Genomic DNA, 23,589 nt, shown 5'->3' with positions numbered 1-23,589 from the left:
ACTTATGCCAATACCAGATTATCAATCAATAATGCTTCCTCTCCTAAAATTCCCAGGAGATAAAAAAGAGCATTCAATAAGAGAATCTATTGAACATATAGCTAATATTTTTAATCTCAGTGAAGAAGAACGAAGAGAGGTTTTGCCAAATGGTCAACAATACATAATTGATAATCGAGTAGGTTGGGCTAGAACATATCTGAAAAAAGCAGGACTACTTGAATCAACTAAAAGGTCTTATTTTAAGATAACCGATTTAGGTCTAGAAGTTTTGCAGAAGAATCCTAAAGAAATCAATGTAAAGTTTTTAGAACAATTCCCTCAATTTATTGAATTTAGAAACCTCCGTAAAGAAAAAGGTGAAGAAGAAAAGGAAGAAGAAAACTTAACACAAACACCGCAAGAGCTTTTGGAGTATGGCTATCAGAGAATCAAAAAAGATTTAGCTTCTGAATTGTTGAATCTTGTTAAAAAATCATCACCGCGTTTCTTTGAAAAATTAGTAGTGGAACTTCTAATAAAAATGGGTTATGGTGGTTCGTTAAAAGACGCCGGAAAAGCGATTGGCAAAAGTGGCGATGGAGGTATAGATGGAATTATTAAAGAGGATAAACTCGGTTTAGATATTATTTATATTCAAGCAAAAAGATGGGAGAATGTTGTTGGCTCTAAGGAAGTGAGAAATTTTGTTGGAAGTCTTGCAGGGCAAAAAGCTAATAAAGGAGTTTTTATAACTACTTCAAGTTTTACTAGGGATGCATTAGATTATGTAAAAACAATTCCGCATAAAGTTATCTTGATTGATGGTGAAACTCTTGCTCAATTAATGATAGAAAATGATGTCGGAGTATCCAAAGTAACTAGCTACGATATTAAAAAGATTGATTCTGATTATTTTGAAGAAGAATAAAGGAATTTGCCGCCAAAGAGGAAAATCAGTTATGATTTTCCTTGCGGGCTATCGCCCGCGAAAAACTTGAAATCGTCCTTTCCGCTTCCGCTTCAGGGCGAGGCGGGCGGAAGGGGGGGTTCGGGGGAAATTCCGCCCGCCGAGCCAATCGCGCGCAAAATCAGTTCGGATTTTTTCAAATACCCTCTGCCATGTAGAAAAAATATTGCTTTTAAACCATCACGGAGATTGCGAAAAATATTTCTTTTCCTGTTGCAAGTTTGCATTTAAAAAATTTGCATCGGTTACTTTAATAAGCGAAGAATGTAAGTTTTTTCTAATTTTCCCCTCTTCTCCCAGTCTCGATAAAAACAAAAAGGTATCGCTTCGAAATTCTTTTTATGACGAAAATAAGCTTCCCTAATTTTTAACTGAATTGTTTCCCTTTTTTTGTTATCATATTCGTAAAGAGTTATACAAGTGTTCATAATAAATCCCTAATTTTAAAAGTCAAAAGAATAACGAAACTATCAGGAATAAGATAAAACAGATGAGAGTTAAGAAGGGATTAACACAATACAAGTTGGCGGGAAAAGATGTTTTTCCTTATACAAAGCAGAGCCAGATTAAAAATAATGTAATCAACAAAATAACGCTTTCAAACAGTCGTAAAAATAATAAACGGGATTGGGATTATATTTGATAATTTAGAGAAATAAACCTATGAATATAAAATTATTAAAACTTTTGACGCTTGGGGTATATGGTGTTATGGTTGCAATCAATTATTTGGCGGAACTGCTTCGTCTTGGGGGAAAAGACATTGGAGAAATATCCGCCAAATATCCAAATTTATTTACTCCTGCAGGATATGCCTTCTCTATCTGGGGTTTGATTTACCTCCTACTATTAATATATGTGATATATCAGTTATGGAGTGGAAAAGAAGAATTAGTGATACGAATAAACCGCTGGTTTATCGCAAATGCTTTTTTGAATATTTCATGGATATTTGCCTGGCATTATAACTTAATCTGGCTTTCAGTCATCATCATGGCTGGATTGCTGTTTACGCTGACTCGTATTGCCGATATTTTACGGGTAAGCAATCTCACACAAAAGGAACAATGGTTGGTGCATTTGCCTTTTAGCATATATTTTGGCTGGATTACCGTGGCAACAATTGCTAATATCACCGTCTTTCTGGTCAGTATCGGCTGGAACAGATTTGGCCTTTCAGAAAGTTTCTGGACCGTGGTTGTGCTCTTGGTTGGGGCAATAATTGGTTCGTGGTGGATGCTTCGCGACCGATTTATCCCTTACGGGCTCGTGCTTATCTGGGCTTATGCTGCTATTCTTTTCAAACATCTTTCGGCAGGTGGCTTTGATGGAAAATACCCGACTGTCATAGGGACAGCGGTTTTTTGCCTATTGGTATTTGTAGGAATAATCGCATTTATTAACATTAAGAAAAAGGAGAAACAATTATGTTCATAAAACTTTACGCCATTGCTTTACCAGTCTTTTTTGCTATTGATATGGTCTGGCTTGGATGGGTAGCAAAAAATTTTTACAAAAATCAGATTGGCTTCTTGATGACATCAAATATAAATTGGGTAGCAGCAATTCTTTTCTATCTTCTATTTATCGTTGGGCTGGTAATCTTTGTTATAGTACCCGCAGTTAATAAAAGTTCGTGGATATCTGCGTTACTCCTCGGTGCCCTTTTCGGATTTATCTCCTATGCTACCTACGACCTTACCAACCTTGCAACAATCAAAGACTGGCCACTTCTGATAACGATAGTAGACCTTACATGGGGTGCTACACTTGGGGCTTTAGTTTCTACCATAACTTATTTTATAGCCGGTAAAGTATTATGAAGTATTTCTTAAATCTTGCTCTTATACTCTACTTTTACATGACCTTGTGGTACATGTTATCTTTAGTGAAGAAAAGAAACGATGTGGCTGATGTAGCGTGGGGTCTGGGTTTTATTATTTTGGCTTGGACTTCTTTTTTTTCTTGGACAGACAAAAAGTATGCGTGGCATTTTGGCAGGGGCATTGATTAGTATCTGGGGTTTGCGTCTTGCCTGCTATATTCACACACGTAACCGTGGAAAAACAGAAGATTATCGGTATGCAAAGTGGCGACAAGAATGGGGGAAATGGTTTTATCTTCGTTCGTATGTGCAAGTATATCTTTTGCAAGGTTTTTTCCTGTATTTGATTATTTTGCCAGTTCTTATTATTAATAAAAAAGATGTTGGTTCTCCTTTTAATTATTTAGACATATTGGGCACGGTAGTATGGATTTTCGGTTTCCTTTTTGAAACGATAGGAGACGCACAACTGGCAAAGTTTGTTAAGAATTCAAATAATAAGGGCAAAATCATACAGAACGGTTTGTGGCGGTATACGCGTCATCCTAATTATTTCGGCGAGGTAACTTTATGGTGGGGTATATGGTTAATCTCACTTTCTGCCTATTCCAATTTTTTGAGTTTAATTGGACCTCTCACCATTACTTTTCTAATTTTAAAAGTCTCAGGCATTCCGATGTTAGAAAAGAAATATGAGGGAAATCCCAACTTTGAAGCATATAAAAAGAAAACCAGTGCTTTCTTCCCTTTACCTCCCAAGAAAAATTCATAAAAAATTTTCATAAAAATATAATGATTAAACTATTTTTGAATAGTATAATAAATTGAAATGAAATTAAGTAACAAGGTATAAAATTAATAGGGTGTGGTTTATGAAATACTTAAAGTTTATGAAGAAACTAATTATATTATTACTATCTATCACTATATTTCTTCCGTTTAATTTATTTGGTCAACCTCCCAAAGCGTTTTTGCCTAAATACCCGATAAAGAAAAAACCGATATGGCAGGAAGGGAGGGAATTTAAAGAAGGTAGGAAATTTAAAAATTCTGACAACTATACTCCTGTATCTTTAACTATTGATGAATTAACAATCTCTATCAGTGAAAAAATAGGCACTATAAAACCCCTTCTTGGCGTAAATGCAGGACCTACACCTTCTGGTGAACAGGGGAATGCTGACCTGACAGAACAATATCAAACTTATGGAATTAATGCGGTTCGAACACATGATTTTTATGGACCTTTTGATTTAAGTCAGATATATCCCAATATTAATGCCCCTCCAGAAAACCCTTCCTCTTATAATTTTTCTGCCAGCGATGAGATTTTTGAAAAGATTATTCAGACAGGGTGCATGGTTTATTTAAGGGTCGGCGATTCCTATAATAATGTCCGAATTCCAGGGAATCCTCAAGAGAGAAGTAATCTCACCCGTGCGGCTGTTGAAGTAGTAAGACATTATAAGAAAATGGCAGATACACTAAAAAGAAAATCTACATCTATAATGTATGTTGAGATATGGAATGAACCGGATTTTAATCATTTCTGGTCAGCGGGATTAGAAGATTTCCAGGGGTTCTTTATTGAAACATTCCTTGCGATGAAAAGAGAATTTCCTGATATAAAAATAGGTGGACCTGGGTTTGCTGTACCTTCTTATAAAATGTCATCGGATAAAGAAAAAACTGCACATTTTCTTGAAGCACTAAAAGAGAATTCTATATCCCCGGACTTTTTATCATTCCATCTTTATAGTAATAACCCAAATGAATTTTATGATATCGTAAAATATTATCGGTCTCTGCTGAAAAATACAGGGATAGAAAATTGCGAATTACATATTACGGAATGGAATACGGATAGAATGAATACAGATATAAGTTTAATCACGGGGGAAAAAACGGCATCTTATTTCACTGCTTCCTGGATTGCACTTCAAAAAGCAGAAGTAGATATGTCATTTATCTATAGAGGCACAGACACGAGTCCAGATTTTGAAGAGTTCTATGGGATTTTCTATGCTGATGGAAGACCTAAACCATCTGCAACAGCATTAAAACTGTGTAGCGAATTTTCTGCTTATCAAAATAAAGTCATTTTACATACGGGTATTCCCACCATTGACTCAGAGCCGCAACCTGAAACCCAACCCTCCCCTATATGGTTAATCGGAGGAGAAAAAGAAACTGGCGAAAAAGCAATTCTGATTACCAATATCTCATCACAGGAATACAAGATAACCCTTGATAACTCATTTAAAGTAAAATATATAAATGTATCTGAAATACAGGGAACGACTGACATCAAGGAGTATATATGGAAAGAAAAGACAATCACCATTCCTGCAAATTCTGTTCTACTTTTAGAAATTCCTAAACGATGTGGCTGTTCCTTCTTAACCTTATAATTTCTGCTTGATAAAAAACTTGGTATATATAAAGATTGGGGAAGTTATTCAAAGAAAAGATTATTAATATTTCATGGTTTAAGTATTCAATACTTTGCATATTACCCAAAAGAATTAGGATTTCGTTATAATCATCATAATAGTGATATTGTATACACATTAAACCTTCATCCCCTTGTGGATACAAACATAGATACCTAAAATAAAACATGGAAAACAAAAACCTATCACAAAAAAATATTAGCCTTTTCGATTTTGACATAAAAGAAGAAAGGGATAATTTTAGCCGAATAGATAAAAATTCTTTAGGAAAACTTTTAGATAAGTATTTTATCAAAGATATGAATGATTGGAAGGATGTTGATGCCGATTTAATCGTTACAGACCCACCATTTGGAATAGAATTCAGCGGGAAAAATGGAAACTATAATAGGAATGTAAAAAATGTGGTTGATGGATATGTAGAATGGAAAGTTCTTGAATATGGGGAAAAAATTCAGAGTCTTTTAGAATGCATTAAAAACAATTTAAAAAATAACGGGCAGGCTTTAATCTTTTCGGGTTGGAATAATAGCAATATTATTCACGATAGAATTATGAATTTTGATGGTTTAACATTACGAGGGAAAATGTACTGGACATATAATTTTGCTCCGGTTTGTAGAGTAAAACCTTCTCATAATGTTTACGAAATCTATTGGGTAACGAAGGGGGAAAAATGGACATACCACAACCGATGTTCGACCCATCATTGTCAGAATGGAGAACCTAACCTTACCACATTAAACTTTAAACGAGACTATAAAATTAATATGCCCAAATATCCTACAAGATTACCTTTTAATCTATTACAATGTTTACTGGAACATTTTTCTAATGAAGGTGATTTAATTTTTGACCCTCTGTGTGGAAGCGGAATGATTGGCATTGTCTCTTACATGTTGCAAAGGGATTTCATAATGGGCGATTTAAATAAAAATGGGAAAGTAGTATTTCAACATTTACTCGATTTCTATTTAAACAATGATATTCTTAATCAAGACATTGAAATTAGGATGTGGTGGAAAAATAAAAAGAATGAATTTTTAAAATTAAATGATTACTTATACCCTCCAGGGGGTAATCACATTTTATAAATCATATTTTATAGAAGGATATAAGCTATGAAAATGGCATTAAATGGATGGATGGTTTGTGGTTTTCAGGGTGAAGTAAAAATTGAATCCGTTGTGAAAGAAGTCAAAGCAATGGGATGGGACGGTATTGAGTTATGTTATGGAGCAGGCGATCTATCCCCTACTGCAACAAAGGATGATTTAAAGCACATTCGGAAAGTAGTAGAATCGGAAGGATTAGAAATTCCTTCATTAGCAACGGGTTTTTATTGGGGTTGTTCCCTTGGAAGCCCCGATACTGAGGAACGAAAACAAGCCATCGAATTTACAAAAACTTATATAGAAGCGGCTCATCAATTAGGTGCAGGTACAGTACTTGTATTGCCCGGGACTGTTGATGTATGTTTTGACCCGAACCGTCCTACGGTCCCTGCAAAGGAAGTGTGGAAATGGGCACAGGATTCTATACAACAACTAACACCTATTGCAGAAACAAATCAAGTTGTCATTGCTCTTGAAAATGTCTGGAGCAAATTCCTCACAGGACCCTTCGAGTTTGCCCAATTTATTGATATATTCCCATCCCCATGGGTCAAAGCCTATTTTGATGCGGGCAATTGCTTAATAAATGGTTACCCTGAGCATTGGGCTGAAATCCTTGGAAACCGAATTGCCCGTGTCCATGTCAAAAATTTCAAACGCAATAACGGTGGCGGGACTTTAGATAATTTTACACCAAGCCTATTGGATGGGGACATGAACTGGAAAAATTTAATACAGACATTAAAAGTCATCGGCTATGATTATTATCTCACTGCAGAAGTTATTGTCGGAGACATGCCAGACATAAAAAAAGCCAAACAGGTCGCTGACGAATTAAAATCAATACTAAATGAGAATAAATAAGGAGAAAATAAAATGATAAATCGTCGTCAATTTATTGCTGCATCTACGGTAGCTTTAGCCACTGCAAGCCTTTCCCAAAAAGTCAAAGCACAATCCCCCAAAATGCGTGCAGGTATCATTGGCTGTCGAAGAAGGGGTTCTCAGGTAGCAGAAAATCTTGTAAAATCCGGCTATTTTGAAATCAAAACTTTGTGTGACTGTGATGAAAATGAATTAAATGAGGCAAAAAAAGAACTTGCCTCAAAGAATATCAATGTATCGGTTTTGGAAAAAGATTTCCGTCGGGTATTGGATGATAAAGATATAGATGCAGTGGTTGTTGCTACACCTGACCATTGGCATTCCCTAATATCCGCAATGGCTGTTTCCGCAGGAAAGCATGTATATGTAGAAAAACCTTTTTCATACAATATTTACGATGGTTATGCTGTTCTTCAAGCTATGAAAAAAAATCCTAAGCAGGTAGTTGTAGTCGGCTCTCAACAACGGAGCGGAAAACATTTTCAGGAAGCCCGTGCCTTTTTACAATCCGGTGAATTAGGAAAAATAGCTTTTGCCCGTGCAGGAACAATTCATTGGCGTGAACCCCTACCCAAAGTACCTGACAGTGACCCTCCCAAGAATCTTGATTATGACATGTGGACAGGTCCTGCTCCTATGAAACCTTATAACAAATATCGTGTTCATTACAATTGGCATTTCATGCTTGACTACGGAACAGGGGATACAGGGAATTGGGCTGCCCATTGGTTAGATATTGTCCGCTGGTTTTTGAATATAGACTATCCTTCTCGTGTTTTTGCCTCGGGAGGACAATTCGTTACCAAAGATATTAAAGAATGGCCTGACACTCAAACGGCTATTCTCGAATATCCAGAACTGACTGTCGTTTGGGAACTCCGTCTATGGTCCGAATATGGGATGGACTCCTTCGCTGAATTTCACGGAGAAAAAGGCACGATGGTTATTACACGGGGCGATTGGAAAGTATTCCCGAACGGTAAGAAAAAAGAACCTAAAACCTACCCCGGTAGCGATATTGAAATACCCCATGCTGTCAATTTTGCCAAAACGATTCTCGGTGAAGAAAAACCGAACGCCCCTGCTGAGGAAGGGCATATTTCTGCCGTTCTCTGTCATCTTTGCAATATTAGTACTATGCTTTCTCGTCCTGTGGTGTTCGACCCACAAAACCTGACTATTAAAGATGACCCTGAAGCATCCAAGTGGATAAAACGCACATACCGCGAACCATGGAATATTGACCAATATATTTAAAGGTTAGGCTCATATCCACCACATTTTCAAAAACAATAGCACTCATTAACCCCAATCAACTCAAACCTCCTATCTCACCGGTAGGGCTTGAGTATATAGCAGAGGTATTATCTGACTCGGGACATAATATCATCTGGATAGATTTATGTTTTTCTGACAATTGGAAAAAAACACTAAAGAATTACCTATCCCATACCAATCCTGATTACATTGGCATATCCCTTCGTAATATTGACGAAGCCATGATGGTAAGTCAATCCTTCTATGTAGATTTTATAGGCACTGTTATAAAATCATGTAAACAATTATCTATTGCCCCTATCTTTATAGGAGGTGCAGGATTTTCCATTGCACCCCGTGAAATTCTGAACTATACCGGTGCAGATTTTGGTCTTATCGGAAATGGTATAAACTCAATTGCAGACTTTATTAAAGCTATTGACCAGAATACCTATGCAGAATTTCCGGGATGTGTTTATAGAAACAGCGATAGGATTATTATCCTGAATCCACCCAAGAAAAACTTTGCGAATAGATATGCTTCTTTTCAACCTCGTAGAAATTTTGCAAATCTTAACAAATATTTTTCCGAAGGTGGACAAATTGGCATTGAGACAAAACATGGCTGCACTCAGCAATGTATTTACTGTGTCGAAAGTTCATCAAACAACAACGCTATAGAACTGCGAACTTCGGATGCTGTCATTTTTGAAATTGAGCAATTATTAGATAGAGGTATTCATGTCTTTCACTGGTGCGATAGCGAGTTTAATCTGCCAATAGAACACGCTATCCAAATATGTAATGAAATTATCAAACGCGGAATTAACAAAAAAATCCAATGGTATACCTATTGTTTCCCCGTGCCTTTCACAGAAGAATTGGCATTAATGATGGAACAAGCCGGTTGTGTCGGTATAAACTTCGGTGTGGATTCTCTCCATAACGATATATTGCAATCATTACATAAACCCTATAAATACGAAGATATTCAGCGACTTATCAAAATACTCCGTAAAACTCACATTTCTATTATGTTTGATTTATTATTAGGTTCTCCTGCTGAAAGTAAAGATACTGCCTTATTCACTATTGAGAACGCCCTAAAATTTCAACCTGAGGCGCTCGGTATATCATTCGGTATTCGCCTTTATCCGCATACAGATTTAGGAAAAAACATATTATCACTATACCAAAAAGGTTATGACTTAAATAACCTCATTCACGGAAAACCTATCGAAGAAAATAGGGACCTACTGTTTCCTACTTATTATCTTTCCGACAAATTAGACCGAGATTTTTTTGATTATTTAAAAAACCTTGTCAAAAACCATTCCTCTGTTTTTCTTTCACTTCCTGCTACTGAAGAGGGTAGTTATTCTTACTGCAACCACGATTACCTCATCAACGCAATAAAAAATGGAGCCCGTGGTGCCTACTGGGATATTTTACGAAAAAGAACCCTACACTAACTTTTTAATTGCAAACTATCCCAAAACCCACTTTAAAATCCCTTAATTATGCGATGTTTTTATTCCTCTTGCTGGCAACGCGTTCCATAAAAGCGTCAATACGGTTACCAACCTGCTCATCACTCCACATACGCGTATCGTTCTGGTCTGCTTCGATTAAAAGGACAGGAACACCATACTTCTCTTCCATAGTTCGGGCTAATTCATATTGTCCAAAAGAATAAGCACGACAGGAACGGTTAGAATGCATCACCAACCCATCTAAACTAAAATCCTTTACCATCTGAAAAAGTTCCCGTTCGCGGAAGTCCAACCCGTGATTAATATAACCCGCCAGATAATCAGCAGACATGGCACGAAGAGGATTTGAAATATCTCTATCTTCTGCTTGATAACAGAAACTGCGTGTATAAGTAGAGACAACTAACGCCGCATTATGCTGAGAAAACCGTTCAGATAAGAATTTTATTTTATACCATATAGCCAAATTATCCCAGCCTAACCGATATTCTTCTTTCTCTAATGTCCCGATACCCTGTTCAATTCGTTCCAACATTTCCGCTTTTAATGTTTCGTAATATTCGATACAGCCCTGTGTTCCGCGCAAGGTTACAATCGGAGCCAGATGAATAAAGGTATCAAACGAATTCATCGGTGCAGGCTTATGCTGTAATAAGTCTTGAATCTCCCGCCATAACTTCACCGCACGGTCTGCAAGGTCTAATGTTTCCATCAATTTGTCCCAGGATATAGGATTCCCGGTAATTTCACCAACCTGGTCTATCATCCTTCTCAACTGAGCTTCCATATAATCTATCGCTTCAGGTCTATCCTTTATCCCATACTGAAATGGAGCATCAATAAAAATCAAAGGCACATTAAATATCCGCTGTAATTCTTCATACCACTTTGTTACCGTACCACAGATATTATTACAACAAACTAAAAAATCCGGTTTTGGACTGGCAGTCCCCATAATAGGACCTTTACCGGATAATGCCGAACCTATATCTGTTCGCGCATAGGAACATAAATCCCGAGAGAAGCCCTGTTCTTCCGCTATTGCACAAATTTCATCCGAGATTTTCAATGTTCCTGCCATAGCTGCAACATTTTCTGGATAGATAGGAATAACTCCTCCTGCATGTAGAATTTCCACAGGTCCACCGCTCGTAATCCATGCAATTTTCTGATTGGGGTCATTTTCAGCAGCCTTTGCCATCATGTAATAAAAGCCCATTAATTCTTTCATCTTTGCTGTTGAACGAATCGGAACTCGTTGACTCATAATACTCAAAATCCCTTCTTTATATGTTTTGTGTTACTTTGTTCACCGCTTGATTATTTTTTTTAACCCATTCTACACCAATCATACTTGCGCCTAAAGCCCCGATTATTTGCGGTTCCTCTGGCACAATTAACTCTTGCTTTAGTGTTTTAGACAACCAACTCACCACACCCTTATTTTTTGCAACACCTCCGGTCATCATTATCGGCGAAGTAATACCAACCCGCGAAGCCAATCCATATACCCGTTCTGCAATGGCACGGCATAAACCCGATACAACCGATGGTATTTCTTCTCCCTGAGCCAGTAATGAAATTACTTCACTCTCCGCAAAAACAGTGCAGGTAGAGGAAATCTTGGAACACTTCTCCGAACGAACCGCAATATCTCCCATCTCATCAAGATGAATACCCAAAGTCCGTGCCATTACCTCCAAAAACCGACCTGTCCCCGCAGCACATTTATCATTCATTTCAAAACGACCTACCTGTCCATCGGGTTCAAGCAAAATTGCTTTCGAATCCTGACCTCCTATGTCAATCACAAATCGTATTTCTGGCTTTATTATATATGCACCTTTAGCATGGCAGGTTATTTCTGTTAAACTCTTTGTTTTATTTTGAACAATATCCCTGCCATAACCCGTAGTAATTATAGCCTTAACCAACTCTTCTCTTACGCCAACTTGCGACAAAGCTTCTCTTTTGACATCCTCAGCAGATTGCACCAATCTGCCTCCCGTAGGGCGAACTGCATAAGCACAGATTTTTCCGTCATTATCTACAAGCACCGCTTTCGCTGTTGCTGAACCTATATCAAGCCCAATTACAAAATATTCACTCATAAAAAATAACTCATCATCTATTTAATGTTTCTACAAATGCTTCTACGCGTGTTCGGAATGCCTCCGGAACAGGCTGATTTTGTTCCACTTCCAGAAGAAGGCTGGGAACTCCCTCCTGCTCCAATCTTTTCCGTAGATAAGGATAATTAAACGCATACGGGTCACAGAATTTCGTTTGAAGGAATATCACACCATCAATATGTCCGTTTCTCACCTTCTCAATATAAACCTCAGCAGGGTCATAGCCCGGTTTATGAAATGCAGGACAGGGAATTCGCGAAAGATACATCTGCGCCAACATATCAATCGGTTCTCCTTGTGGCACAGATGGAAGCACATACGACCTTGACCCCATACATAAATCATCATCTGAAACCACAACCCCTGCTGCTTCAATAGATTGTATAAAACCCTGTGCCTGACACACACTTCCTCCAACCAAAATACGCGGTTTTTTCAATTCTTGAGGGGATTTGCTTCCTAACTCTTTAATTAAATTTTCCAACAATTTATTATGTTCCTCCTTCTTCATCAAAAAAGAAGAAAGGACAATGGTAAACATTTCAGTTCCTGACAACAAAGAGGGATTTGCCTGTCTTAATTGATACAAACGATTCATATTATTTCTATGTTGTTCATAAAGTTTCATACTTTCCAAAAGTTTTTCATCCCTTATCTTATTTCCCGAAATCCGTTCTACTTCTTCTTTCACTCGTGTTAATTCACGCTTTAAATAAGTAAGAGCAATCTCTCCTGCATTCAAATTAGGAGTAGAAACAACAATAATTGGAGTCCCTTCTACGCGTCTTCTCCATACTTCAGCCAAATTTTGCATTGTGTCGCATGTATGACTGAACACCACCAAATCCAGAAAAGAAAAATCACCCGTTAAACCTAAATTAAGTACCCCCTTAGCAAAACTACAGGCATACGGCTGTAGCCATTGATCTGCTAATGGAGTACCTCCTTCTTCACCTATAACACGCACAGGAAAATACCCTCCCGCATGAAACAATTCCTGTGGCGAATAAGTACACAAAAAGCCTGCTACCTTCTCGCTCTCCTGCTTTGCTTTTTTAGCAAAATAATATAAATCTTCATGAACCTTCGCAAAAGGTTGAATTAACTCCCTTAAATCTGAATTCATATTCATTTTTCCCTTTCGTTTAACTTATCTTATAAAAAATATCTACCATTTTATCAAAAACCTTATTACATTATCTCCTCTACATACAAAAAATCACTTTCTTAAGTAAAATACAATAACAAACAAACTGAATCTCCTTCAAAATACCTCATAAAAATCCCTCTCTAAGTAGAGGCGAAAAATCCTTCGCCTCTACTTATTAAAAATCATTACCCCCTCCTTAGCTGAAGCATCCTCACTTCCGAGATTGTTCATAACCATGAATGAGACGAATAATCACAAATTAAAACAAATACAAAAAATTTTCCCCATTGCCGCATCTGTGGTGTGTAAATCCTGTTAGACTTTTACAACAAATATGACAAAAATTTTCTTATATTGTAACGAAGGTAAAAATAAACACAGTATTTTTCCAACAAGTGCAAGTCTTATAAGTAATAGCAATCCTTTTTGTGAATTTTATATCATAATCTCCTTAATTTTTTATAAATAAAAATAGAGAAGAAGTTTTTGAAATAATCGAAGTTTTTCAATGTGTCCAAATGATATAAAAAATGCCAAAAAAGGCTTATATGGAGTATAATTTTTATATGAAGTATAAAGAAGTATATAGAGGAAGTAAATACATTACGGGGAAGAATATTATTTTCATTCATATATTTCTGATATATTTATTCATAATTACTTTTCCTATCCATGCCCAACTTACTTATGAAGATATCCAAAGATTAAAACAGGAAGCCATCGCAAACAACTGGACTTTTGAGATAGGTGAAACATCAGCAACACAAAGAAGTCTCAAGGGATTAACAGGATACATCCCCCCTAACCCACAATTCATTAATGAACTTCAATATACCGAGAAACCTGTTATCCCGACGGAGAAATTGCCCTCACGTTGGGATTGGCGTGATAAGACACCTGGCGGATTACCCCCCATTCGCGACCAGGGGGACTGCGGTTCCTGCTGGGCGTTTGCCACAGTCGGAGCACTCGAATGTGCTATTAAGATTAAAGATGGTATAAATGTAGATTTATCCGAACAATGGTTAGTAGATTGTGCAACGGGTTTATTCTGGTATGGCTGTGATGGGGGTATTTCCGCTCACGATTGGCATAAAGGAACTCGAACCGATTCCTGTGGCGGCTATGGCGCCGTTCTTGAAACAGATTATCCTTATACTGGTTATGACGGGAGTTGTAGCTGTCCTAAACCGCATTACTACACCATTCGCGATTGGCACTATGTAGGACCTATGTTAGGAATACCCTCTTTAGATGCCCTTAAAACTGCCATATATCGCTATGGACCTATTGTTGCATCTATGGAGGCAAAGGAATCATTTCTTGCTTATAAAGGTGGTTTATACAACGACAAAACTGAATCAAAAGATACTCCGAACCACATGATAGTAATTGTCGGTTGGGACGATAACTACGGGAGCGGTGCCTTCATTATTCGAAACTCCTGGGGAACTTACTGGGGTGAAAACGGTTATGGGTATATTGAATACGGAACTGCTCAAATAGGTTACGGGGCAGATTACATTGAATATGGAACACCTTCTGATACATTGCTAATACAACCCCAACAGGATTTGTTGTTTTATCTAAGTTCTAATAACTTTATTTCCCCTTCGTCTATTGGTATCCGTCTTGAAAATATCAGTGAATCCAATATCAACTGGACATCTACCACCGATGGAAGTCTTGCGTTAAATCCATCATCGGGAACGCTAACTCCGGGCGAAAATGTAACCATTCAATTAACTGTCGCCCAACGACCCACCCCATCGGGAACATATACAAAAACTTTTACAATAACGAATACTTCTACACAGAATAGCCAGAGTTTTAATGTTAAACTCAAAAAAGCATACCCAGCACCCATTTCTTTTTCACTAAATAGCGACCCCGGATGGGACAAAACGGGAAACTGGGCTTTCGGTATTCCTGCAGGTATCGGTGGAGACCCATCTTCAGGATACACAGGGCAATATGTATATGGCTATAACTTGAACGGCACTTATGAAAATGATATGAATGAGGAAACTTTAACATCCAATCCCATAGATTGTTCTAATATTCAAAATGTGACCTTATCTTTTTATCGCTGGTTAGGAATTGAATCGTCTACTTATGACCATGCACGGATAGATGTGAGTACAAACGGAACAACATGGACTACCATCTGGAACCACACTGGGGGAACAATACAAGAAAATTCCTGGTCATTGAAAACTTATAACATTTCCTCTATCGCAGACCGTCAACCTCTTTTACTCATTCGTTGGGTTATGGGTCCTACTGATTACAGCGATACCTATGCAGGCTGGAACATTGATGATATATCCGTATCAGGAAATACAGTGAATATAACTGTTCCTAATGTCGTAGGAAAAACATTGCAAGAGGCAATATCAACTATAACAGCATCAGGTTTAACTCAGGGACAAACAAGCGAAACATGTAGCAATTCTTTTCCACAAGGTTCTGTTATTTCTCAGTCACCCCAGGCAGGTACCTCGGTTCCTGCTGGGACACAAGTAAGTTTGGTTCTATCTTCCGGATATTGTCCAGTAATTGTTCCCGATATTGTGGGATTGGAATATACAGAGGCTGAAAATCAGATTATATCGAGTGGGCTCACCCTTGGAGATATTGAATATATTTGTGATAATACAATTCCCGAAAATAGTGTGATTAGTCAAAATCCAACTGCGGGGACTGAAGTTCCTTTTGGAACATCTGTTAATCTGAGCATATCCACAGGTCCCTGCCCTCCAGAAGGAAACTTTGAAGGTTCCTCAGAAGGTATTGAAGGAGAAGGAAGCATCGAAGGTTCTACGGAAGGAAATCCTGAAGGTCTGGAAGGTGAAGGAAGTATCGATGGCATATTTGAAGGGGAAGGTATCCCCGAAGGAGAAGGACTTGCAGAAGGTATAACAGAAGGTTCTGTCGAAGGAGAAGGTATAGTTGAGGGAACACAGGAAGGGCTTCCTGATGGTCATGAAGGAGAAGGGGGTAATGAAGGCATTCCTGAAGGTGCGGAGGGGGAAGGTATTCCTGAAGGGTCATTAGAAGGAACAGTGGAAGGTGGAGAAGGAGTGCAAGAAGGTAGTAATGAAGGTATCGAAGGCGAAGGTATTCAGGAGGGCATAACAGAAGGGATTGCCGAAGGTGAGGGTATTCAGGAGGGAAGTATCGAAGGGGAAATTATTCGAACTTACCACAGTGCTGACAAAAATAATGATGGCATTATAGATTTGAGCGAACTACTCCGTGTTATTCAATTCTTTAATTCAGGAAGTTATCATTGTCAGTCAAATTCAGAAGATGGTTATGCCCCAGGAGAAGGGATAGATTATAATTGTCTACCTCATACCTCGGACTATAAACCGCAGGATTGGAAAATTGATTTATCGGAACTTCTTCGTCTCATCCAATTCTTCAACTCAGGTGGTTATTACTACTGTCCCGAAATTAGTGAAGATAATTACTGCCCTAATGTAAAATCATAAGTTTTAATATTGTGCATTTTCTTTTATTTGTGTGACTAATAATTGAAAAAAGTAACATCAAGTAAAGAGCGATATGTTTATTCTTCTGTTGTAATTGTAGTTTCTTCGGACTTTTCTTTTTTAATCAAATGGGTTTTTATCTTTTCCATTAATTTGTTCTTAAAATTATCAACAAAAGGTTTTATATATTCCCAAGGCAAACTGTTTAGCATTGCTATTAACAACATATATATACATAAAACAAACAACATACATCCCAACCAATAATAGGTTGCAAACTCCTGCTCCCACATTGTATAGAAGAAATACCCTGCCATAGCTGATATATACAACCAGATTATTGCGATAGCACGCGGTATATAATCCGATTTAGGCGAGAAAAATAACAAAGGAACGGCTAACATAATATAATAGTAATAAGTCGGAGAAACTAAAAAGAAACAAGGCACAAAACCAAATACAAAACTTTCATAAGGAGACAATTTTCTCGAAGCAATCAGACATAGAACCAACACAATTGCCATTGTAGTCCACCATCTTCGTGCTTGTTCTTTATAGATAATGCTTCGTGTAAAAGGTTTCCATGGAGATATTATTTTCTTCATAGCGGAGGCAAAAGTGAGTGTTTCGTTAGTAGCGGTTTTGACAACAGGTTTTGGAGCGGAAGGATTGAGTGGTGGTTTTTGCTGATTATCCGTAGGAACGGTGGCTGTAGGGTCCGTAATAGGTCTACCCAGTAAAGCATTGCCTATAACCCCGGATATATCTTTTAGAGATTTTTTTAGGTCTAAATTCTTCGGATATTGAGCAATAAATATATATTTATATCCAACCCGCCATGGAGAAATATCTCGACTATGTCTTCCTATCTTATCAGCGTAATCTTGCCACTGATACATTCCTCCATAATAACCAAAAGAAGCAATAAAAAGAATTGCAATTGTTATCGTGAAAGAAATGAAATAATTTATCCAATTTCGTTCCATTCTCTTGGCAAAATACCCCCAAAGTCCCGCCCAAAACAATAGCATTCCGAAGAAAATAACAGGGACAAATAATACAAGATGAATAAAGAGGGGAAGTGGCCATGGAATAGTAAAACCTTCAAACAAACTGGAGGGAAAACTCCTGAGAATTAAACTACCCACAAAAGAAATCACCAAATTAAATAGAATAAATCCTCCAACGATACCCATCCTTTGTTTACGGTCATAGAATCGAATTCTTAACTCGTCATAGCCTATCCGTAACATCTTACACAAATCCCAGAACAGTCGTGCCCCAGGACCAAAAAGGAAAACGGCAGGAAATACACGGGAAATTACAGAATAGGCTGTAAAGATTCCAGCCCATTTATAATGATTCAATTTTATCATACATGCAGAAAGCACAAGGCACATGGCAAAATCGGTTCTTAAATAAGCCCCTTTCATGTGCGAAAATCGCATCATGTAGTGCGTTCCAATTAATATCAGCATAAACATAGCGGGACGGAGACCAAAGGCATATAATACAACCAGAGTTGTAATTCCAATAAGAATTAAATCCAACGAAGCCAGTATGAGCATGTGATTTCGGTTATCTGTAGAAATAGGATTGCTTAAAAATCCTCCTACCAGCATAGACCAAATAGGAGACGCATTATATCCTTTATCCCGCAAAACATTGTTCCAGCGGCTCGTCGTTAATTCGCGTTTAAAAAATCGAATATCCTTTAACCATTCTTCCCACCGTTCCGGCGAAAAACGACTTTTGTATTGCTCTTTATTTTTTATTACATCATCTACTGAAATGTATGTGCCATTCACCAAATTACGGATATTATTCTGGGGGTTAGAATATTTTCGGTCGGTCTCATCATCTGCAATCAGACTTGCTGCATAAAGTCTTGTATAACCAATTTCCTTCGCATACTTGGAACCCAAATAATAGTGGTAAAATTCATACGCATTAAAAAAAGTGCCATATCTCCATTGTCCAAAACTATCTATATAATTACCTACAGCAAGGAAGGCACAAATACACAGAGAAGCAAGCAATACTCCCCTCACAATTCCTGACATAGCAGGACCTAAATACGAGATAACCCATTTCCGATTTAATATCACCAAACCAATAAGGATAAGTATTGTTAGAGACGGGATTAAATATCTAAGGTCGTGTTGATTCGCAAATTTTTGTAATTCCCATAAGATAATCTGAAATATCGAAGGAGAATTCTCCATAATTACCTCCATCTATAAATTATTTATGTTTCATAAAATTCCTATTAGTCTATCATAATATCCTTTGCAAATCCCTTTATTTTATTATTCTTGATAAAATTATTTTGAGCCGTTTTTGCTATTCGAATTCCTACCTTTTCATTTTTCTCCCCATCTTCTAAAATTTCATTCTTGCAAATCTCGTTTCCTTGGGTAAGACCTTGAATAGATATTCCTGTTCCATTTTTTAACTTTATATTTTTGATAATATTTTCCTCAATTTTATTTCCTGTTGCTGTAAACCTTTCTCGTTCTTCACGGAAAAGGATTCCACACTCACCGGAATCTATAATAACATTTTTACGAACCCAATTATTATCATTGCAATGCACTATGGAAATATCCACTTGATTGTTTTGTATCTGCTTATCTTCTGCAACTCTATTTTGTATTTTCCAATAGATAAAAATCCCACTACTCACAGCAATATTTTTTAACATTTCTCGTCGGGTCATTATAACTCTTCTCCCGTAAACACAATATTTCTCAGAACCAAAATTCTGTGTGTTGTTACATCAAGCCTCATCCCTTAATGCAAGATAATGCGCCACACACGATTCTCCTAATGCTTCTAAATTATATCCACCTTCTAACAAAGATACAATTCGTCCCCCCGCAATCCCTTTTACCGCACGGGTTATCTTTGCAAAATCCTCCTCTTCTAAGTTTTGACTTCCTAATGGGTCTTTTCGATGAGCATCAAATCCTGCAGATATAAGTAAAAATTCCGGTTGAAATCTTTTTAATTCAGGCAGCACTAAATTTTCAATTGCTGAATGCCATAGTTCTTCTGGGACACCGGGCATCATTTGTATATTTAAATTGGTATTATTTTTACCTCTTTCCTCCGGGAAACCCGTTCCGGGATAATGAGGGAATTGATGAATACTTATATAGTAAACCTTATCATCATTATAAAAAGCCTTTTGTGTCCCATTTCCATGATGAACATCAAAATCAAAGATAGCAACCCGTTTCAATCCTGCCACATCTGTTAACCATTTTCCGGCTATTGCTATATTATTAAATAAACAAAAGCCCATCGCCCGATTGGGTTCGGCATGGTGTCCCGGTGGCCTCATTATTTCAAAGACACTTTTGTATTTACCTTCCAGAACTGCCTTACACGCAGATATAGCACCTCCAGCAGCTAATAGTGCTGCATCCCATGACGATTCTCCCATAACTGTATCCGGGTCAGGATAATCTAAATTATTTTTGCATGTTTTTTCAATCGTATCTACATGCTGCACGGTATGAATCCGCAACAGGTCTTCACGAGTAGCCGGTTCTATTTCCAGAAAGGGAGGGTCTATTTTATGCCGATTAAACGCATCCAGTATGGCTTCTAATCTTGCCGGGCTTTCTGGATGATAGGGTCCCGTATCATGAAAGATACCTTCCTCACGGAATACAATTGCTGTATCATTCATATATACTACCTTTTACTACAAAATATACATTTCTTCCTCTATTATACTACGAACCTCCTTGAAGAATTCGTGCTACAAGATTCATAATTTTTGTTCTGTAATAATAAAAAAGGAGCGGATTTTGTTCATAAACTTTTATAGAAGAAGAAAGTTTATTTAAAGCCTCTGCCCTTTCTTTACGGGCTAAAACTCCAATAGGAGCCTTTCTTGCATCTACGCGTTCCAGCACTAACAAAGATTCTCTGTCTTCCAGACCATCGCGTAAGCATTCCAAACGGATAGAAGGCACAGGGGGTTCTATAATAGGTTCTGTGGGTTTTTCCCTCCTTGGAGGATATAACATACGTCCATCACCATTACCCCATCTTTGACCATCTGTTCCTATGGACATTGCTTCTTCCCACGGATTTTGTAACCAATAGGTAATGGACCAGAACAAATCACCATCTAAATGATATTTATCCATCTGCCAGAAACGAATTCGATGATTTATGGCCGGATGGTCAACAAAATTATTCGCATACGGAGCCCTCGGGGCTGTGCATACATACCACCACACCGACTCTCCTAAACTCTGCCTCCATTGGGCTCGTGTTTCTTCATACATATTAAATATAGGCACCCAGAGATTAACCACACCCCAGAAATAAGGGACAGGTGCCGGTTCCTGATTACAGGTCAAAAGCCTGCGTATATCCGGGCACGCAGATTGCAACAGTTCCATTCCTTTTTTAACTTCGGGATAATCCGTAGGAGGAGGTTCATCAACCCAATACCAATATGCTTTATGTAGCCAACCTTTTTCACGGAGATGTTCCTGCACCTGACTGTAAATGGAAGTAAATAATCTATTATATTCTTTCGAATATCTTGGTTCTCCATTGAGTTCTGAAGGTAAGCCTCCTACATTAAAGGCGTTGAAATTGTATTGATTTAAATATTTTTCCATTGCTTTATCAAATTCCGTAAAATCTAATACGGCTTCTGGCGGTGTCCCTTCAAATGTCCATTTTATAGGTGCAAAAGCATGGGGAGTATATGGGGAAATCCGATATTCCATACAGGTCTTCATGTACAAATCAAAAACTTCTTTTTTCTGGTCATCCGTTAAAGGTCCGTGCCAGGAGTAATCCGGTGAAACCCCGTAGGCGGTTTCTGTGCTTGTATAGGGTGGGAGCACATAATTAAAAATCTGTACCTTATACGGGACTTCTAAATTTAATCCAACCGAATTTATTTGTATCTTTCCTTCATAAATACCCGGGGGCTGTCCTTTTCCTACATATAAACGAACCCATAGCACAATATTTCCTCCCGAAGAAACATTTACGGCATCTTTCACTGGAACTATAGGGTCGGGGTATTCTTTTAAGTCACCATAATAATCGGATACAGTATGGATGGGAACATAATTTACCTCAAAAACCTTAAACTGTTCAGCAGGCAATGTGTAACCATCTTTAGTCTTACCTTCTGAAATATTCACTTTTAGTGATGAAATAGTTCCTTTAGGACTGATTACAACCTGAAATGCTTCATATTCATTACGGGCAATATCCAATGGGAAATATTCCAGAGAACAATCGGGAACAGGTTCCTCTTTACCTACCTTTTCTATTGCAGGAGAAAACCATACCGCCATAGAATCATTTTCAGCAATTTTTGCTTTAAGTGAAGAAAGACGATGTATTTTTTTCAACCGTTCTTCGGGTGAAACTTCTCCTTTTGCCTGTCGTATCGGAGTTAACATAAGTCTCTGGCTATAGGACTGAAACAACCATTCCGAATTGGGGAAATTACCAGACTCTAATACATTGGAAAGTCGGCTTCTTAAATTTTTCTCAACTTCGCTTAAAGCATCAATTTCCTGAACCTCTTTACTCTCAAATTTATATCCACTATCGTTTAGCATATACCATTCATATCCCAAACCCGGTGCAGGCAATAAAATGCGTATCCATAATGGTGATAAATCTGTTCTCAAAATTGCATATTTACCTCCACCTAATTCCTGTATTCCACCTGATACGGGTTCTAACACAGGCATATACTCAGAACTTTTTAGAATTTCACTATCTTTTAGTTTATCCTGATTACTGTCAAACAGAAGTTCTATTCTCTTATTAGGCAATTTTTCATAAAATTCTCCCAAGTTTACAATTACAGTAGGTTTCCCATGATAATAGAAACTTTGTTTCTCCATAGTTATTCCATCTGGAATTGTAAATTTTCCTTCTATTCGATAAGGACCTTCAGCAAGTCCTTCAAGAGAGAAAGTTACGGATTGCCCCAGATTTGCAGAAGCTGTTTGTAGAACTTCGTTATTAGCATTCAAAAGCTGCAAAGTGTATTGAACGGGTGGTTCCAACAAACGATATTTAGAATGACGAGCCATCCATGAACGCAAAGAATTATTCTCTACTGTATATGTAATATCTCCTCTCAAATCAGGAAGTTCTTTCAATTTTTTAAGTACTTCTTCCCGATTTACAACACGAGCATAAAAACCCCAATTTCCAAAACCCTGGTCTACTTTTATTAAAAGGGGATTTAATCCCGTTTTCAGTGATATATTGAAACAATCTTCGTCTATCATAGCACCTCTTGGGCAATGATTATCCCAGATAAGTTCCCCATTCAGCCAAACTCGAACACCATCATTACTACCTATTCCTAAAACAACTTCTTTATCCGTATCACTCTTTAAATAACAAAAGGCATAAGCCACTTTGCCTCCTTGATTATCATCAAACACCTTATTAAAATTTATATAATCCTCAGAGGATGTATATTTTTTCCATGCCCGTGTGATACCATCTCCCGGGTCAATAGACATACCTTCTTCAGGAATAATATTACTCTCTCCACCCGCTTTAGCCAGATAATCAATATAAAACCCTAAAGTAGTTTCATCATGACGGAATTCCACTACGCCTTCCTTCAATGGATTGGGGAAAGGTCCACAAACAAGCCATTCCTTGATAAAAACACCTTCCTGTATAGAGGCAACAGGCGCCGTCTCTGCAAAAATATTTGCATAAAACACACCCATCAAGCAAATAAACGATATAAAATAAAAGGATTTTTGCATTTTTTTGCTCCTTATAACTGTTTTCAATAGATGAAATAAACAATA

Annotated in this window: 19 protein-coding genes; 12 read left to right on the top strand and 7 right to left on the bottom strand. The window is 37.6% G+C overall.

The genetic code is table 11. From position 1 onward, the window contains the following. The first annotated feature begins 4 nt into the window (after positions 1–4). The 11 genes from PLA12_04865 (at position 5) to PLA12_04815 (ending at position 9,956) form a co-directional block, all read left to right on the top strand. Entirely contained in the window at positions 5–910 is a 906-nt protein-coding gene (locus tag PLA12_04865) for a restriction endonuclease (GenBank protein HOQ31829.1), read from the top strand. Positions 911–1,439: 529 nt separating this feature from the next. Beyond that, positions 1,440–1,592 (top strand): hypothetical protein, encoded by a 153-nt coding sequence (locus PLA12_04860; GenBank protein ID HOQ31828.1) that lies wholly within the window; start codon positions 1,440–1,442, stop codon positions 1,590–1,592. Positions 1,593–1,612: 20 nt separating this feature from the next. Next, positions 1,613–2,386: a tryptophan-rich sensory protein gene (locus tag PLA12_04855; GenBank protein ID HOQ31827.1), complete on the top strand. Its 774-nt coding sequence runs from the start codon at positions 1,613–1,615 to the stop codon at positions 2,384–2,386. Continuing rightward, positions 2,377–2,772 carry a DUF2177 family protein gene (locus PLA12_04850; protein ID HOQ31826.1) on the top strand — a complete coding sequence of 132 codons (396 nt, stop codon included), beginning with the start codon at positions 2,377–2,379 and terminating at the stop codon, positions 2,770–2,772. Before PLA12_04855 ends, PLA12_04850 begins: the two co-directional genes overlap by 10 nt. After that, positions 2,769–2,963, top strand: coding sequence for a hypothetical protein (locus PLA12_04845; protein HOQ31825.1), 195 nt, complete (start codon positions 2,769–2,771; stop codon positions 2,961–2,963). The genes PLA12_04850 and PLA12_04845 overlap by 4 nt, the downstream gene beginning before the upstream one ends. Continuing rightward, positions 2,932–3,546, top strand: a complete 615-nt coding sequence (locus PLA12_04840; protein HOQ31824.1) for a DUF1295 domain-containing protein — start codon at positions 2,932–2,934, stop codon at positions 3,544–3,546. The genes PLA12_04845 and PLA12_04840 overlap by 32 nt, the downstream gene beginning before the upstream one ends. Positions 3,547–3,646: 100 nt before the next feature. Further along, positions 3,647–5,185 carry a glycosyl hydrolase gene (locus tag PLA12_04835; GenBank protein HOQ31823.1) on the top strand — a complete coding sequence of 513 codons (1,539 nt, stop codon included), beginning with the start codon at positions 3,647–3,649 and terminating at the stop codon, positions 5,183–5,185. 209 nt (positions 5,186–5,394) lie between these two features. Next, positions 5,395–6,321 (top strand): site-specific DNA-methyltransferase, encoded by a 927-nt coding sequence (locus PLA12_04830; protein HOQ31822.1) that lies wholly within the window; start codon positions 5,395–5,397, stop codon positions 6,319–6,321. Between the two features lie 27 nt (positions 6,322–6,348). Beyond that, positions 6,349–7,206 carry a sugar phosphate isomerase/epimerase family protein gene (locus PLA12_04825; protein HOQ31821.1) on the top strand — a complete coding sequence of 286 codons (858 nt, stop codon included), beginning with the start codon at positions 6,349–6,351 and terminating at the stop codon, positions 7,204–7,206. A gap of 12 nt (positions 7,207–7,218) precedes the next feature. Beyond that, positions 7,219–8,484 carry a Gfo/Idh/MocA family oxidoreductase gene (locus PLA12_04820; protein HOQ31820.1) on the top strand — a complete coding sequence of 422 codons (1,266 nt, stop codon included), beginning with the start codon at positions 7,219–7,221 and terminating at the stop codon, positions 8,482–8,484. A gap of 71 nt (positions 8,485–8,555) precedes the next feature. Beyond that, positions 8,556–9,956 (top strand): B12-binding domain-containing radical SAM protein, encoded by a 1,401-nt coding sequence (locus PLA12_04815; GenBank protein ID HOQ31819.1) that lies wholly within the window; start codon positions 8,556–8,558, stop codon positions 9,954–9,956. Positions 9,957–10,002: 46 nt separating this feature from the next. Here PLA12_04815 and PLA12_04810 read toward each other — a convergent pair whose 3' ends face one another. Genes PLA12_04810 through PLA12_04800 form a run of 3 tightly spaced genes read right to left on the bottom strand, consistent with a single transcriptional unit; the run spans position 10,003 to position 13,235 of the window. Continuing rightward, the gene (locus PLA12_04810; GenBank protein HOQ31818.1) at positions 10,003–11,244 is read right to left on the bottom strand and encodes a 2-hydroxyacyl-CoA dehydratase family protein; all 1,242 of its coding nucleotides are present in this window, start codon (positions 11,242–11,244) and stop codon (positions 10,003–10,005) included. Between the two features lie 19 nt (positions 11,245–11,263). Next, complete coding sequence (locus PLA12_04805) at positions 11,264–12,088, bottom strand: acyl-CoA dehydratase activase (protein HOQ31817.1); 825 nt, start codon at positions 12,086–12,088, stop codon at positions 11,264–11,266. Positions 12,089–12,101: 13 nt separating this feature from the next. Next, complete coding sequence (locus tag PLA12_04800) at positions 12,102–13,235, bottom strand: 2-hydroxyacyl-CoA dehydratase family protein (GenBank protein ID HOQ31816.1); 1,134 nt, start codon at positions 13,233–13,235, stop codon at positions 12,102–12,104. Between the two features lie 590 nt (positions 13,236–13,825). Here PLA12_04800 and PLA12_04795 point away from each other — a divergent pair. Then, complete coding sequence (locus tag PLA12_04795) at positions 13,826–16,756, top strand: C1 family peptidase (GenBank protein ID HOQ31815.1); 2,931 nt, start codon at positions 13,826–13,828, stop codon at positions 16,754–16,756. Between the two features lie 77 nt (positions 16,757–16,833). On the opposite strand, the gene PLA12_04790 is transcribed toward PLA12_04795, so the two are convergent. From PLA12_04790 to PLA12_04775, 4 genes are read right to left on the bottom strand one after another with little or no spacing between them, the layout of a single operon-like run. Next, on the bottom strand, positions 16,834–18,981 hold the full coding sequence (locus PLA12_04790) for a hypothetical protein (protein HOQ31814.1): 2,148 nt from the start codon (positions 18,979–18,981) through the stop codon (positions 16,834–16,836). A 44-nt stretch (positions 18,982–19,025) separates the two neighbouring features. Continuing rightward, positions 19,026–19,475 (bottom strand): NosD domain-containing protein, encoded by a 450-nt coding sequence (locus PLA12_04785; GenBank protein HOQ31813.1) that lies wholly within the window; start codon positions 19,473–19,475, stop codon positions 19,026–19,028. Positions 19,476–19,535: 60 nt separating this feature from the next. Next, positions 19,536–20,453 carry a histone deacetylase gene (locus PLA12_04780; protein HOQ31812.1) on the bottom strand — a complete coding sequence of 306 codons (918 nt, stop codon included), beginning with the start codon at positions 20,451–20,453 and terminating at the stop codon, positions 19,536–19,538. A 46-nt stretch (positions 20,454–20,499) separates the two neighbouring features. After that, positions 20,500–23,544: a DUF4091 domain-containing protein gene (locus PLA12_04775; GenBank protein ID HOQ31811.1), complete on the bottom strand. Its 3,045-nt coding sequence runs from the start codon at positions 23,542–23,544 to the stop codon at positions 20,500–20,502. Between the last annotated feature and the right edge of the window lie 45 nt (positions 23,545–23,589).

Source organism: Candidatus Hydrogenedens sp., from assembly GCA_035378955.1.
In the GTDB taxonomy this organism is placed as follows: Bacteria; Hydrogenedentota; Hydrogenedentia; order Hydrogenedentales; family Hydrogenedentaceae; genus Hydrogenedens.
This window is presented reverse-complemented; position numbering and strand designations above follow the sequence as displayed.